This is a genomic window from Mycobacterium sp. IDUB_36, assembly GCF_055419225.1.
Genome location: NZ_JBVAXH010000001.1, coordinates 1685204 through 1700140 on the forward strand (window position 1 = coordinate 1685204; position 14937 = coordinate 1700140).

14 protein-coding genes are annotated in these 14937 nt (G+C 65.7%); 6 read left to right on the plus strand and 8 right to left on the minus strand.

The genetic code is table 11. The features are described from left to right. Positions 1–14: 14 nt before the first annotated feature. Both ACZYW1_RS08285 and exaC read right to left on the minus strand, forming a co-directional pair. A complete protein-coding gene (locus ACZYW1_RS08285; protein ID WP_463784816.1) occupies positions 15–506 on the minus strand; it encodes a DUF779 domain-containing protein in 492 nt (163 codons plus the stop codon). 55 nt (positions 507–561) lie between these two features. Beyond that, entirely contained in the window at positions 562–2085 is a 1524-nt protein-coding gene (gene exaC, locus ACZYW1_RS08290; RefSeq protein ID WP_463784818.1) for an acetaldehyde dehydrogenase ExaC, read from the minus strand. Positions 2086–2162: 77 nt separating this feature from the next. On the opposite strand from exaC, the gene ACZYW1_RS08295 reads away from it, so the two are divergent. Next, positions 2163–4190 carry a prolyl oligopeptidase family serine peptidase gene (locus ACZYW1_RS08295; protein ID WP_463784821.1) on the plus strand — a complete coding sequence of 676 codons (2028 nt, stop codon included), beginning with the start codon at positions 2163–2165 and terminating at the stop codon, positions 4188–4190. Positions 4191–4221: 31 nt separating this feature from the next. Continuing rightward, on the plus strand, positions 4222–4866 hold the full coding sequence (locus ACZYW1_RS08300; protein WP_463784822.1) for an LpqN/LpqT family lipoprotein: 645 nt from the start codon (positions 4222–4224) through the stop codon (positions 4864–4866). Here the strand turns inward: ACZYW1_RS08300 and ACZYW1_RS08305 are convergent. Beyond that, positions 4829–5317 (minus strand): hypothetical protein, encoded by a 489-nt coding sequence (locus tag ACZYW1_RS08305; protein WP_463784827.1) that lies wholly within the window; start codon positions 5315–5317, stop codon positions 4829–4831. The two genes, ACZYW1_RS08300 and ACZYW1_RS08305, sit on opposite strands and share 38 nt — an antisense overlap. Before the next feature lie 22 nt (positions 5318–5339). Continuing rightward, positions 5340–6659 carry a molybdopterin-dependent oxidoreductase gene (locus ACZYW1_RS08310; RefSeq protein ID WP_463784829.1) on the minus strand — a complete coding sequence of 440 codons (1320 nt, stop codon included), beginning with the start codon at positions 6657–6659 and terminating at the stop codon, positions 5340–5342. 93 nt (positions 6660–6752) lie between these two features. Between ACZYW1_RS08310 and ACZYW1_RS08315 the strand changes: the two genes are divergently transcribed. Further along, a complete protein-coding gene (locus ACZYW1_RS08315; protein WP_463784831.1) occupies positions 6753–7655 on the plus strand; it encodes a crotonase/enoyl-CoA hydratase family protein in 903 nt (300 codons plus the stop codon). A 4-nt stretch (positions 7656–7659) separates the two neighbouring features. Here the strand turns inward: ACZYW1_RS08315 and ACZYW1_RS08320 are convergent, their stop codons facing one another. The 4 genes from ACZYW1_RS08320 to ACZYW1_RS08335 form a co-directional block, all read right to left on the minus strand. Next, positions 7660–8868 (minus strand): MFS transporter, encoded by a 1209-nt coding sequence (locus tag ACZYW1_RS08320; protein ID WP_463784833.1) that lies wholly within the window; start codon positions 8866–8868, stop codon positions 7660–7662. Between the two features lie 73 nt (positions 8869–8941). Beyond that, the gene (locus ACZYW1_RS08325; RefSeq protein WP_463784837.1) at positions 8942–9523 is read right to left on the minus strand and encodes a fasciclin domain-containing protein; all 582 of its coding nucleotides are present in this window, start codon (positions 9521–9523) and stop codon (positions 8942–8944) included. 48 nt (positions 9524–9571) lie between these two features. Further along, on the minus strand, positions 9572–11278 hold the full coding sequence (locus ACZYW1_RS08330) for a cytochrome c biogenesis protein DipZ (RefSeq protein WP_463787748.1): 1707 nt from the start codon (positions 11276–11278) through the stop codon (positions 9572–9574). 107 nt (positions 11279–11385) lie between these two features. Beyond that, the gene (locus ACZYW1_RS08335; RefSeq protein WP_463787749.1) at positions 11386–12054 is read right to left on the minus strand and encodes a fasciclin domain-containing protein; all 669 of its coding nucleotides are present in this window, start codon (positions 12052–12054) and stop codon (positions 11386–11388) included. Between the two features lie 182 nt (positions 12055–12236). Between ACZYW1_RS08335 and ACZYW1_RS08340 the strand changes: the two genes are divergently transcribed. The 3 genes from ACZYW1_RS08340 (at position 12237) to ACZYW1_RS08350 (ending at position 14927) form a co-directional block, all read left to right on the plus strand. After that, positions 12237–13508 carry a class I SAM-dependent methyltransferase gene (locus tag ACZYW1_RS08340; protein ID WP_463787750.1) on the plus strand — a complete coding sequence of 424 codons (1272 nt, stop codon included), beginning with the start codon at positions 12237–12239 and terminating at the stop codon, positions 13506–13508. Positions 13509–13680: 172 nt separating this feature from the next. Beyond that, on the plus strand, positions 13681–14241 hold the full coding sequence (locus tag ACZYW1_RS08345) for a sigma-70 family RNA polymerase sigma factor (RefSeq protein ID WP_463784839.1): 561 nt from the start codon (positions 13681–13683) through the stop codon (positions 14239–14241). Next, complete coding sequence (locus ACZYW1_RS08350) at positions 14238–14927, plus strand: anti-sigma factor (RefSeq protein WP_463784842.1); 690 nt, start codon at positions 14238–14240, stop codon at positions 14925–14927. Before ACZYW1_RS08345 ends, ACZYW1_RS08350 begins: the two co-directional genes overlap by 4 nt. Positions 14928–14937 lie beyond the last annotated feature (10 nt).

Below are 14937 nucleotides of genomic sequence, written 5' to 3' on the forward strand. Positions count from 1 at the left end.
GCCGCGACGGCCCGCTACGGCTTTAGCTGCGCGGCGCGCCCTGCGGGTACTGGGCAGGCGTCGACGGCGGTCGCGACCACCGGGGCGCGCTCGGGCGGCCGCTCGCCACGCTCGAAATCGGCGCCGGTGACCAGCGCAGCGGCCGTCAGTTCGGCGTTCTCGGCGTCGGTGAAGGCACGTCCGCGGGACAGGAATCGCTTCCCCTCCGGTGCCTCGAGTGAAAACCCACCGCCGCGCCCGGGCACTACGTCGATGACGAGCTGGGTGTGTTTCCAGGCCTGGAACTGCGGTCCCGAGATCCAGACCGGCACACCCTCGACGCCGACGTCGAGTAGTCCGAGTAGCACGTCGCGGTCGCCGACGATGAAGTCGCCGTCGGGGTAGCACATCGGCGAGGACCCGTCGCAGCAGCCGCCCGACTGATGAAACATCAACGGGCCGTGCTGTTCTCGCAGTTGGTCGAGCAGCGCGGCCGCGTCTGCGGTGACAACCACGCGCGGTGTCATCAGGGCGCCGCTCCTCCGCATCGCTGCGCTCTGCATCGTCGCCGGCGCGGTGTCATCAGAAAAACCCTTGTGCCTTCTGCGAATACGAGACCAACAGGTTCTTGGTCTGCTGGTAGTGGCCGAGCATCATCTGGTGGTTTTCCCGGCCGAACCCGGACTGCTTGTATCCGCCGAACGCGGCGTGCGCCGGATACATGTGATAGCAGTTCACCCACACCCGGCCGGCCTGGATGTCACGGCCGGCCCGGTACGCGGTGTTGCCGTCGCGGCTCCACACCCCCGCCCCCAGGCCGTACAGCGTGTCGTTGGCGATCGAGATGGCGTCGTCATAGTCCTTGAAGGACGCGACGGAGAGCACCGGACCGAAGATCTCCTCTTGGAAGATCCGCATCTTGTTGTGGCCGGCGAAGATGGTGGGCTGCACGTAGTAGCCGCCGGAGAGATCGCCGCCCAGTTCGGCGCGCTCGCCACCGGTGATCACCTTTGCACCCTCGTCCTTGCCGATCTCGATGTAGGACAACACCTTTTCCAACTGATCGTTGGATGCCTGCGACCCGACCATCGTCTCGGTGTCCAGCGGATCGCCCTGCCGGACCGCCTTGGTGCGAATGGCCGCGAGTTCCAGGAACTCCTCGTAGATGTCGGCCTGCACCAGGCTGCGCGACGGGCAGGTGCATACCTCGCCCTGGTTGAGCGCGAACATGGTGAACCCTTCCAGGGCCTTGTCCTGGAAGTCGTCGTGCGCGGCCATCACGTCGTTGAAGAAGATGTTGGGGCTCTTGCCGCCGAGTTCGAGGGTGACCGGAATCAGGTTCTGGCTGGCGTACTGCATGATCAATCGCCCGGTGGTGGTCTCACCGGTGAAGGACACCTTCGCGATGCGATTGCTCGACGCCAGCGGCTTGCCGGCCTCGGCGCCGAAACCGTTGATGACGTTGACCACTCCCGGCGGGAGCAGATCGCCGATCAGCGACATCAGATAGAGCACCGATGCCGGAGTCTGCTCGGCCGCTTTGAGCACCGCGGTGTTGCCGGCCGCCAGCGCGGGCGCCAGCTTCCAGGTGGCCATCAGGATCGGGAAGTTCCACGGAATGATCTGCCCGACCACGCCCAGTGGTTCGTGGAAGTGGTAGGCGACGGTGTCCTCGTCGATCTGGGACAACGACCCTTCCTGGGCCCGGATGGCGCTGGCGAAGTACCGGAAGTGGTCCACCGCCAGCGGGATGTCGGCGGCCAGCGGCTCCCGGATCGGCTTGCCGTTGTCCCAGACCTCGGCCAGTGCCAGTGACTCGCGGTTCTCTTCGATCCGGTCGGCGATCTTGTTCAAGATCGCGGCCCGCTCGGCGGGGGCGGTCTTGCCCCACGCCTTGGCCGCACCGTGGGCGGCGTCCAGCGCCTTCTCGACGTCGGCGTCGTCCGAACGTGCCACCTCGCAGAATGGCTGACCGGTCACCGGCGTGAGGTTCTCGAAGTAGCGGCCGGCGGCCGGCGCCACCCACTCGCCCCCGATGAAGTTGTCGTACCGCGATTCGAAGGACATCAAAGCCCCGGCGGAACCCGGTCGTGCGAAGACAGTCATTGTGCGCCACTCCTCCTCGTCGCTTCGCTCTGCGGTGTTACACAGCTCACACTACCGCCGCGGTAACAATGGGACCCATGGCCGCCGCGCGCACGACCAACGACGACAACGACCCATACCTGTGGCTGGAGGACGTCCTCGGCGAGGAGCAACTCAACTGGGTGCGAACCCGCAACGATCCGACGGTCGCTCAGTTTGCCGGCGCGGAGTTCGAGCAGATGCGTGCCGAGGCTCTCGAGGTGCTCGACACTGACGCCCGCATTCCGTATGTGCGGCGCCGCGGTGACTTTCTGTACAACTTCTGGCGCGACGCGGCCAACCCCCGCGGGCTGTGGCGCCGGACCACCCTGGACAGCTATCGCGACGCGGCCACCGACTGGGACGTGTTGATCGACGTCGACGAGCTGGCCCGCACCGACGACGAGAACTGGGTCTGGGCGGGCGCCATCGTCATCGAGCCCGAGTTCGACCGGGCGCTGGTGACCTTGTCCCGCGGCGGCGCCGATGCTGCCATCGTCCGTGAATTCGACTTGCGGACACGGGAATTCGTCGAAGGCGGGTTCGAATTGCCCGAAGCCAAAACGCAGATCGGCTGGGAAGACCCGGACACCGTGTTGGTCGGTACCGACTTCGGGCCGGACTCGCTCACCGAGTCCGGCTACCCGCGGGTCGTCAAGCGCTGGCGCCGCGGCACGTCGATCGACGACGCGGTGCTTGTTTTCGAAGGCGCGCTCACCGATGTCAGTGTCGGCGGATCTGCCGACAGGACACCGGGTTTCGAGCGGACCTTCGTGTCTCGCTCCACCGACTTCTGGAACAGTGAGCGTTACGAACTGCGCGGGCCGGAACTGATCCACATCGACATTCCCTCGGATGCCAGCAGCGTCTCGATCCACCGCGAGTGGCTGCTGATCGAACCCCGTACGGACTGGTCATTCGGCACCACGGTTTATCCAGCCGGCTCACTGCTGGCAGCCCGGTACGACCAATTCCTCACTGGTGACGTCGAATTGAGCGTGGTGTTCGAACCCGACGAGCACACCTGCCTGCACCAGTACGCCTGGACACGCGACCGGCTGTTGCTGGTCACGCTGGCCGACGTCGCGAGCCGGGTCGAGATCGTCACCCCGGGCAGTTGGGAGCGCGCGCCGCTGGCCGGTATTCCGCCGGCGACCGAGAGTGTGATCGTGGCGGCCGACGACACGGGTGACGAGTTCTTTCTCGACTCCAGCGGCTTCGACAGTCCGTCGCATCTGTTGCGCGGCACCGGTACCGGTCCGCTCGAACACATCAGGTCCGCACCCGCCTTCTTCGATGCCGAAAACCTGTCCATCGCTCAGTATTTCGCGACGTCGAAGGACGGCACGGCGATCCCCTACTTTGTGGTGCGGCCCGGTGATGCCGAGGGCCCGGGGCCCACGCTGCTCTACGGCTACGGCGGCTTCGAGAACTCCTACACCCCCGGATACAGCCCGGTGCTGGGTCGACTGTGGCTGGCGCGCGGCGGCACGTACGTGCTGGCCAACATCCGCGGCGGCGCCGAATACGGTCCACGCTGGCACACTCAGGCGATGCGCGAGGGCCGGCATCTGGTGGGCGAAGACTTCGCCGCTGTGGCTGCGGATTTGGTCACCCGGGGCATCACGACCGTGGCACAACTCGGCGCCCAGGGCGGCAGCAACGGCGGCCTGCTGATGGGAATCATGCTGACCAAGTACCCGGAGCTGTTCGGTGCGCTGGTCTGTCAGGTGCCGTTGCTGGACATGCGACGCTTCCATCTGCTGCTGGCCGGCGCCTCCTGGGTCGCCGAGTACGGCAACCCCGACGATCCCGACGACTGGAAGTTCATCGCCGAATATTCGCCGTACCAGAATATTTCGGCTGATGCCGACTACCCGCCGGTCCTGATCACCACGTCCACCCGCGACGATCGAGTGCACCCCGGACATGCCCGCAAGATGACGGCGGCGCTGGAATCCGCGGGCCACCGGGTTTGGTACTACGAGAACATCGAGGGTGGACACGCCGGCGCGGCCGACAACGCGCAGAGCGCTTTCAAGACGGCGTTGAGTTTCGCGTTCCTGTGGCGAATGTTGGGTACTTGACGTGAAACCGATGAAGGTGTGGTGTTGGGCGATGCGCGTGCCGTACATGCTGTGTGCACTGGTTGCGTCCGTGACATTGCTGGCCGTGCCGGGTTGTTCGAAGGTGGTGGATGGTGAGGCGGTCCGCGACACCCACGCACCGATTCCCAAACCGAATGAGTGCGAGCAGGTTTCAGTACCGCTGACCGACATCGATTCGCGCGCGGGCGGCGAACCTCAACTGAAGATCCCGCAGCCACCGGGCTGGGAACGCGCGGCGATGCTCGACTCCGACGTCATCCGCTTCACGATGCGCGACAAGGACCTGGCGGCGGACAACTTCATGCCGACCGCGGTGGTGACCCTCGAATCTCTGCCCGCCGGCAAGTCGGACAACAAGGAGATCTTCGACCAGGAACGCGCTGCGCTGGTCGACCGCTTGGGCGCCACCGACCTGCAGACGTCGGAAACGACCCGCTGCGGCAACGACGCCGAACTCGTCGACTACGACGCTCCGAGCATGGGCCGCATTCCGCCGCGCAGGATCAAGACGCTGATGGTGGCGGGTACCTATGACAGCAACACCTACGTGACGACGGTGACGGTGCAGTCCACCGACCCCGACAATGCCGTCTACAAGCGCGACACGGCGTCGGTGCTCACCGGGTTTCAGATGCTGCCTCCGGCAGCGGGTTAGCGCGGTTGCGCCGACACGCTGTGATGCGGAATCCGTAAGCGACGGCGCTGCTGAGGAACATGACCGCGACCAGCATCAGCCACCGGCCGAGGAATGGCTCCTGAGTCAACCCGGTGTCTTCGTGGTACAGCGTCGCGCCCTGGCGAACGATGCCGGGAAAAAAGACCAGAAACAGCAGACCGGAGCCGAGCGCGGGTACCCGCAGATAGTTGATCACCGGGACGGTGGACTCGCGGCGCGCGCGGAACCGACGGGTCGAGGAGCCGAGGAGCCGGTCGGCCAGGGCGTAGATCGGGAACAGCAGCAGGTCGTGTAGCACGAAAGCGGCGACCAGCCACACCGCCATCGAGTGCCACCACGACCCCTCCGGCTTCCACAGCGTGGACGGCCCCGCGGTGACGATCACGTAACCCAGGAGCGCGAAGCCGGCCAGCATCAGCAGCAGGTGCATCGGATGGGATCCGTAGACCCGCTCAGTTCGCCTCGAAGTCAATGGATTTCACCCACTTGGTGTTGTGGACGCCGTTGATCGCCGGCACGATGATCCGCGCCGGATAGCCATGATCGAGTGACAGGTCCGCACCGTTGACCCGCAGTGCGAGAAGGGCATCCGGATCGGTGACCTGATGGTGCTCCAGGGTGGCGTGGTTGAACTTCCCCTTCCTGCCCAGCGATGCCACGGCCGCAGAACGCGGCGCAGGCACACCCGCCAGCTTCGCCAGGTCCGCCAATCGCACACCGCTCCACGACTGCACCGTCGACCACCCCTGCACGCAGGCAATCGGAAGCCGCGCGCTGTGCTGAGGCATCGCGGCCAGCATCTCCCGCTTCAGCACTATCGGGGCCGGACCTCCCCGTAGCGTCAACCGCCAGCTCGGCCCGGTGGTGGTCGGGTCGAGGGCCACTCCCTCAGCGGTTTTGTTGATGCGGAAGTCGTTGGGACCCTTGCCTGTTGCATCACCCGGTGGCAGTAGAAGCGGAAGGTGGCGGGCCAGGCCTCCGATCGTCTGACCGACGGTGACCAAGGCGGTCAGCAGCACCCCGCCACCCACCAGTGCCAACGCGCCTCGTCGGCTCATCGTGGGTGGCGCGGGATCATCAGTGGCCAGCCCATCGGTGGTCCGCGGCTCCGGCAGCGTGTCAGCGGTGTTGGTACGCAGCACTTCTCGCATCGACCGGGACCGCAGACCGGCCACCATGCGCGGCAGTTTCAGGCTGACGTGAATGACGAAGCCGGCGACGAACACCCACGTGCCGTAGTAGTGCGCGGGGAAGAAGCTGAATCCGTACACGTAGTCGTACTGGATGTAGAGCACGCCGGTGATGATCTCGAACAGAATCCCGCCGACCAGCATGGCGATCGACAACCGTTCCAGCAGTTGGGCGATCGAACGTGCCGGCGGCCAGGTGACCAGCTTCGGGACCACCGACCACAGCTTGGCCAGTACGACGGGGATCAACACCAGCCCGAGCCCGACATGCAAGCCCTGGTTCAGGCGGTACAGCCACACCGGATGCGTCGGCCAGTCGAAAGTGGGCAGCTTGAGCCAGCCGACGTGGGCCGGAACCGACGTGCCGAACTGCGGTGCGTAGACGATGTAGCTCACCAAACCGGTCAACGTGACGATCGGAAGGGCGACGAGAAGCACGGAACCGAAGACGGACGTCAGCCACAGCCCGCGGATCGGGCTGCGAAAGCGGGTCAGACGATCGAACCCGGGCGGCCGGTGCTCGTCGATCGCCCGCCAGAGCCGAGCGGGGAACCCGTAGCCGCGCTGGTCGGACTCACCCATCAGGTATCCCCCTCGACATCGCTGCCGCATACCCCGGCCCACCCGCCACAAACGCCTCTTGACCCTCGCCGCGGGAGCGAGTTCGCTTCGGCTATGCCGACAACCGATTTCGAGACGCTGCTGTACACCACGGCCGGCCCGGTCGCTACCGTCACGCTGAACCGCCCGCAGCAGCTCAACACCATCGTTCCGCCGATGCCCGATGAGATCGAGGCCGCAGTCGGCCTGGCCGAACGCGATCCCGCGGTGAAGGTCATCGTGCTACGCGGGGCCGGCCGGGCGTTCTCCGGCGGCTACAACTTCGGCGACGGATTCCAGCAGTGGGGTGAGGCGATGAACACCGACGGGCGCTGGGACCCCGGCAAGGATTTCGCGATGGTCAGCGCCCGCGAAACCGGTCCCACCCAGAAGTTCATGGCGATCTGGCGAGCGTCCAAGCCGGTGATCGCGCAGGTGCACGGCTGGTGTGTCGGTGGCGCAAGCGATTACGCGTTGTGCGCCGACATCGTGATCGCCAGCGACGACGCGGTGATCGGCACACCGTACAGCCGTATGTGGGGCGCCTACCTGACCGGAATGTGGCTGTATCGGCTGAGTCTCGCGAAGGCCAAATGGCACTCGCTGACCGGTCGGCCGTTGACCGGCGTGCAGGCCGCCGAGATCGAATTGATCAACGAAGCTGTCCCGTTCGATCGACTCGAGGCGCGGGTCGCCGAGATCGCCGCCGAGCTGTGTCGAATCCCGTTGTCGCAGTTGCAGGCTCAGAAGCTGATCGTCAATCAGGCATACGAGAACATGGGGTTGGCGTCGACTCAGACGCTCGGCGGCATCCTCGACGGCTTGATGCGCAACACCCCCGACGCGCTCGGCTTCATCCAGACCGCGGCGAACGAGGGTGTCCGCGCCGCCGTCGAACAACGCGACGGCCCTTTCGGCGATTACAGTCAAGCGCCGCCCGATCTACGGCCTGATCCGTCGCACATCATCACGCCGTGACGGCTTACAGCCGGGCGCCGCGAGTTCGTAACGGCACCAACGGCAAAGCCAGCAGCGGGAAGACCGCGCAGATTGCAAAGGCGAGCGGATATCCGGACGCCACGATCAGCACCGCGACCAGCGGCGGCGCGGCCGCGACCACCAGCCGTTCGAAGATGTTCTGAGTAGCCAGCGCCCATCCGCTCCAGAAGGGACCGGCGAGTTCTGGGATCGTGGTGAACGGCAGTCCGTTGTCGCCCGCCATCGCCGAGGCGACGACCATCAACGGAACGGCGGCGAATCCCCAACCCACGTGGTCGGTGAACGCGAGCACCACCATGACGACCGCGGTCGCGACACAAATGACCCGCAGCGGCCCCATCCGGCTGCCGATGCGATCGGACCATCGCCCCACCGCGACGCGGCCGAGCGCGCCGAGAATCTGCGAAAGGCCCACCAGCACACCGGCCCACACCATCGACAGGCCGTGTCGGCCGACGAACCAGACCAGCATGAACGTCAGCACCACCGGTTGGGGCACCATCAGCAACGCTGACGCCGTGTGGATACGCCACAGCACCGGCCTTCGGTAGAGCTCACGCAATACCCCGAAGTCGACGCTCGTTCGATCGGGCCGCGGTGGATCGTGCACGCCGAAGAAACAGGCCACCGCCGCGAGCGCGCACAGAACCGCCGGAAACAGCAGTGCCAACGAAAGATTCCGTTTCGCAAGTTCGGGAATGACCAGGGCGGCCACCGCGATCCCCAACGGCTGCGCGGTTTGCCTGATGCCCATCACCTGCGCCCGTTGCCCTTCGGCGAACCAGCCCGTCACCAGGCGGCCACTGGCAGCCAGGCAGCTGGCGGCCGCCATTCCGCCGAGGACCAGAAAAATCCCGACCATCAGCATCGAATCCGCCGACGCCGCGGCGAAACCCGCCGCAGCGGTCAGTGCCAAGCCCAGGGTGAGCACGAACCGCTCCCCCACCCGGTCCAACAGGTAGCCCCAGGGGATCAGCGTGAGCATCATGCCGATGTTCGGCATCGAGGCCAGCAGAGCCGCTTCCACGAGGCTGGCGTGGTGCTTGCCGACCAGCGCGGGAATCAGGAAAGCGGCACCGTTGATGAAGACGTTGGCGCACAACGACGCCGCCTGCGACACACCCAGCATCGACCAGCGCCGGGTGGCGCTGGCCGATGCTACTTCTACCGCCACGTCGTTTTCGGTGGTCACTCATCGACCTTCCAACATCAGGGGTGAGGAACCGTCCGCAGTGACGAACAAGCCGGTTGGGGCGCTGCAGGTTTTACTGCCCCGGGGGCATCATCACGGTGTCGATCATGTACACCTGCGCGTTAGCGGTCGGCACGCCTCCACAGACCACGTTCGAGCTGTTGGCCTTGATGCCGTCACCCGAACCGGTCACGTTGACCGGGGCACCCTCGACGGAGTTGTGCGACCCGTCGACCTGGGCCGGGCTCAGCTGACCGGGAATGACGTGATAGGTCAGGATGCTCTTCAGCATGTCCGAGTTGGTCTTGAGCTCGTCGACCGTGCTCGCCGGCAACTTGGCGAAAGCGGCGTCGGTCGGCGCAAAGACGGTGTACTGGCCGTTGTTGAGGGTGTCGACCAGGTTGACGTTGGGGTTGAGCTGACCAGACACGGCCTTGGTGAGGGTGGTGAGCATGGGGTTGTTAGACGCGGCCACCGCGACGGGGACGGAAGACATGCCGGTCACGGAGGCCGGACCGGTGGGGTTCATTTTCACGTAGTCGGCGCAGGCAGGACCGACGGGTGCGGCCATCGCCGGCACAGAGGTGGCGAGAAAAAGACCGATGGCGCCAGCCGCGACACCGGTGGCTGGGATGAGTTTGCTGTGCTTGTTCATAGTCGGTGATTCGGAGCCGAATTCGAATTGGATTGGCCTAGTCGACGATCAGCCGTATGTGAAAGAGAAAATTTGCAGACCTTTGCTGACCTGGACATCAAGAGAACCACGGACAACGGCGTCGCCGGCGACGATCTGGTGCGACGTCGGCGGGCCGCTGACCGGCACCGATGTCGACTTGCCGTCGCGAGTTACGGTGAGGCTGCCATTTCCGCCGGCGACGATATAGACATTTTTCGCGTGATAATTGAGTTTGATATTCGATGCATCGCCGTCAGCGGTCGCGCCCTGGTAATCCAATGCCCATGGTCCCTGGAGTGCGAACGTATCCGGGGGCAACGTAGCGGGATAGCCAAACGTGGCGCTGCCCTGGTCGTAGACGCCGGTTCCGGCGTAGTTGGACACCTTGCCCACCCCGAAGTAGGTCTCGGGCGTCAGATTGACCGAAGGAGTGGTGTCCGGCGCGCCGACCGGTGGCGGAAGCGAGACGCCCGGCCGTGCGCTGGTGAGCAACTCACGAATCAGCTTCTCGGTGCCGTCGTAGTCTCCCTCGCCGAACTTGATGTGGCGCACGATTCCGTTGGCGTCGATCAAGTACTCGGCCGGCCAGTAGCGGTTCCGGTAATTGGTCCAGGTCGAGTAACCGTTGTCCAGCGCGACCGGGTAGGTGATGCCCATGTCGGCGGCACCCTTGTCGACGTTGTCGGTGACTTTCTCGAACGCGTACTCCGGGGTGTGCACGCCGATCACCTCGAAACCGCTGTCTCGATAGGCTTTGTACCAGCCCTCGACATGCGGAATGGCGCGCTGACAGTTGATGCAGGAGTAGGCCCAGAAGTCGACCAGCACCACTTTGCCACGCAACGCACGCAGGTCGACCGGACTGTCACCAGGGGTGTTCAGCCACGCCGTGATGCCCTTCAAATCCGGTGCCGTGCCGCAGTTCTGCAGCTGGGCTGAGGGCTTCGCGCAGTTCGACAGGTCCTTGTTCTGGTCGTTGACGATGCCGCCCAGCTGTTGCTGCACGTTCTGGTCGCCGGCCAACTTGTCCTGCAGCGAACCGGTGTAATCCGGGATCGCGCGCTGCAGCGCCGCCGGAACGTTGAATACCAGTGCCACCGCCAGCAGGATCGTCACGACTCCCGCGGCCACCCGGATCACCCGCTGCTTGCGTCGAAAAGCGGTCACGCGGTTGGTAATTCGTTCACCGGCCACCGCGAAGAACAACAGTGGCACCGCGGTTCCCACCGCGAAGGCGACGGTGAGCACGATGATCGGCAGACCGATCTGCGCCGTCGCGCCGGCGACGACGATCGCGGCCAGCACCGGACCGGCGCACGGAACGTACAGCACTCCCAGCGCCAGTCCGAGGCCGAATCCGTTGGCGCGTGCCATGATCCGCTTCTGCGGGATGCGGGCGAACGGCTTCTCCAGCAGTTCCTGCACACCCGGGAAGATCAGGCCGAGCCCGATGGCGACCAAGGCGACCAACGCGACCCAGCGGATGGCATCCTGCGGCAGATGAAGCAACGACAGTAGCGCCGACCCAAGCAACGTCACCAGGCTGAAGCTCAGCACCAGACCGGCGATCACCCGATACGGCCGCGACACATCACGTTTCGCCTCGACGGCTACCGACCCGTCGTCCGTACTCGTGGTTCCGGAGAAGAACACCACCGGCAGCACCGGCAGGATGCACGGCGAGATACCAGTGACGAGGCCGCCGAGAAGACCGATCAACGCGAGCGACATCATGCTCATTATTCGCCACCGGTGGGACTCCGGATCGGTCGCGGTCCCCTGAAATGCGATAAGGCAGCCCGGGGAAACGGACTGCCTTATCTAGCGACGATCGTCGAACGCTACGAGCTGGGGGGCACCAGCACCGTGTCGATCATGTAGACCGTCGCGTTAGCGGTGTGCACCCCTCCGCACACCAAACCCGCGTCATTCACTTTCAGGTCGTTGCCCTGGCCGACCACATTCAGATCTGCGCCCTGCAACGTCTTGTGCGTGCCATCGACCTTCGCCGGGCTCGCCTGTCCCTGCACCACGTGGAACGTCAAGATGCTCTTCAGCTTCTCGGCGTTGGTCTTCAGCTCGTCCAGCGTGGCGGCCGGCAGCTTCTCGAAGGCGGCGTTCGTCGGCGCGAACACCGTGTACTGACCGTTGTTGAGCGTGTCGACGAGGTTCACCTGCGGGTTCAACTTGCCCGAAAGCGCTGAGGTCAAGGTTGACAGCAGCGGGTTGTTCGATGCCGCGGTCGCGACGGGGTCCTGCGCCATGCCCGCCACCGAGGCCGGGCCGTTCGGGTGCTCTGCCGCGTAGCCGGCGCATCCTGAGCCAATCAAGTCACTGGCCGGAGCGGGGGCCGCCGAAGGACCGCTCATCGCCGGGGCGCTGGCACTGCTGGTCGATTGCGCGCTGGTCTCTTGTGCGGTGTCGGACTTCTTGCTCGAACACGCGGAGAAGCTCACCGCCGCCAGTGCGGCACAACTGACCGCGAGCGTCTTCCTGTGACCATCTTTCATCAGCACAAACTCCTTTGTCGGCTCGTATTGCAAGGCATTCGGAGCAGGAGTCGGCACGGATGGGTGGTCTATTCGGCGGTCCTCGTCCGCACCGCGGTTCGCTCCGAATATGGGGTGTGTACGAGCCATGCCACCTGTCGGTTGTCGACGACGTCCCAGACATCGAGTTCGACCGTCCCGCGTTGATCTCCGACAGTCCCCGCCGACCGTCGTTCGACGACTCTTCCTGCTGGCCGGAGGTTTTTACCGTCCCATCCGGACCGGCCGCCGCCGCGTCGGCACTGGTCGCCGACCGACTCATCCGCCGCGCCACCGCAGCCCTGCCGATCCGGCTGGTGTACCCGGACGGCGCGTTGGTCGGCGCCGGCGATGTGACCGCACCGACCCTGCACGTCAACGAGCCGGACCGGCTGGCCCGCCGGGTCGGCCGGCACGGCGTGATCGGCTTCGGCGAGTCCTTCATGGCCGGCGAATGGGAGTCGACCGATCTGGTCGGCGTGCTGACGGCACTGGCACCGGTCTTCGACCGGATGAGTCGGGGATGGCTACGCCGGCTGAGGCCTATCGCGCTTGCCGCACAAGGAGGTTCGCCGCAGCCGAGCCGCGATCAGCGACTGCGCAACACCGCGGCGCACTACGAAGACGTGTCCAGCGACTTGTTCGTCGAGTTCCTCGACGAGACCATGACGTATTCCAGCGCGTTCTTCACTCGCCTGCCCGCGACGCGGGCCGACCTGGCCGTCGCGCAGCGGCGCAAGATCGACCGGTTGCTGGACGCGGCCGCAGTGGGGCCCGGCACCAGGCTCCTCGAACTCGGGACTGGGTGGGGTGAGCTGTGCATTCGGGCCGCTGCGCGCGGTGCCGACGTCCACTCCGTCACCCCTTCCGGTCGCCAGGCGTGGCTGGCCCGAAAACGAGTGGTCGCGGCGGGACGATCCGATCGGGTGCGCATCGATGTGTGCGATCATCGCGACATCGAGGGGAGCTACGACGCCGTGATTTCGGTGGAGATGATCGAGGCCGTGGGGCATCGGGCGTGGCCGGGTTTCCTGGAGGCGATCGACCGCGTCGTCAAACCGGGTGGCCGCGTGGTGATTCAGGCGATCGTGAGCCCCCACGCTCAGATGGTGGCCGCTCGCGACGGCCAGACGTGGATGCAGAAATACATCTTCCCGGGCGGGACGATCCCTTCCGCGAAAGCGATTCTCGACCTCACCCGGCGCCACACCGGGCTCCGTCCGGTGGACATGCTCTCGCTGCGTGACCACTACGCGGAGACCCTGCGACTGTGGCGCGAGCAATTCCTGCAGCGCCGTAAGACGCTGATGCACATCGGGTTCGACGAGATTTTCGCCCGGATGTGGGAGCTGTACCTCGCTGAACGGGAGGCCGGGTTCCGCTCCGGCAACCTCAACGTCTACCAGTGGACGTTTGTCAACGAAGTAGCGCCGTGATCGCCGCCCTCGCCCTGGTTTCCGCCGCGTCGGCCGTCGCACTGATCGCGGTGCACACGCTCGCGTTCGGTATCGGTCGCTACCGGCGATGGGCAATGTTTTTCATTCCGTGCCCACCCAGATCGGCCCGAACATGACGACCGCACTTGTCGAGCCGTTAGGCTACCGGGCGATGACCGAACCGAGGCATGGCACGGACCTGGACGCATTGCTGCGCCAGGTCGCGCATCGCGATGCCGACGCGTTCGCCGGCTTCTACGACCACACCCGGGCTCGGGTTTACGGCCTGATCACTCGGGTTCTGCGCGACGCCGGTTACAGCGAGGAGACCACCCAGGAGGTCTACCTCGAAGTGTGGCGAACAGCGGCTGCCTACGACCCCGCGAAGGGTTCGGCGCTGTCGTGGCTGATGACCATGGCACACCGTCGCGCCGTCGACCGGGTGCGCGCCGAGCAATCCGCCGGCCTGCGGGAGTCCCGCTACGGCGCGGCGACGGTCGAGCGACCCGCCGACCTGGTCGCCGACTCGGCGATCGCCGCCGACGAGCACCGCCGGGTGGCAGCGTGTCTGGACGCGCTGACGGACGTGCAGCGCCAGTGCATCGAGATGGCGTACTACGGCGGCCTGACCTACACCGAGGTGGCGCGGCGCCTGTCGGCAAACCTGTCTACGATCAAATCGCGCATGCGCGACGCATTGCGCGGACTCCGCGGCTGTTTGGGTGTGTCATGACCGAACCATTCGACCTCTTGGAGCTGGCCACGCCGTACGCGCTGAATGCCATCTCGGATGGCGAGCGCGTCTCCATCGACCGCGAACTCGCGACGGCACCGGGCGCCGTCGTCAATGCCTTCGGCGCTGAAGTGCGTGCGGTGAGAGAAACGATGGCGCTGGTGTCGGCGGCGACCGCCGTCGAACCGCCCGCTCACCTGCGCGCCTCGGTGCTGGCCGCCGTGCAGGGTGATGTGCCCAGCAAATCCCGTTGGCGCACAGCCCTGTTGGCCGTCGCGGCGGCGATCGTCGTGGCTTTGGCGGCGTTTGGAGCGGGCATCTCGTTGCGCCCGGCACCCACCCCGACGATGACCGAGCAGATCATGGGCGCCCCCGACGTACGAACGGTGTCCACCCCGATGAACGGTGGGACGGCGACCGTGGTGTTCTCCCGGGATCGCAACGGCGCCGTGCTGTTGATGAACAACGTCCCGCCGCCGTCACAGGGCACCGTCTACCAGATGTGGCTGGTCGGCGACAAAGGCCCGTTGTCGGCGGGAACCATGCACAGTGACGCGGTGACGCCGTCGTTCACACATACCTTCACCAGCCTGCAGAACTCGCAGGTGCTGGCCTTCACGGTCGAGCCCGGCGACGGCTCCCCCCAACCGACCGGACAGATTTTCGCGAAACTGTCGCTGACCTGAACGCGCCTCC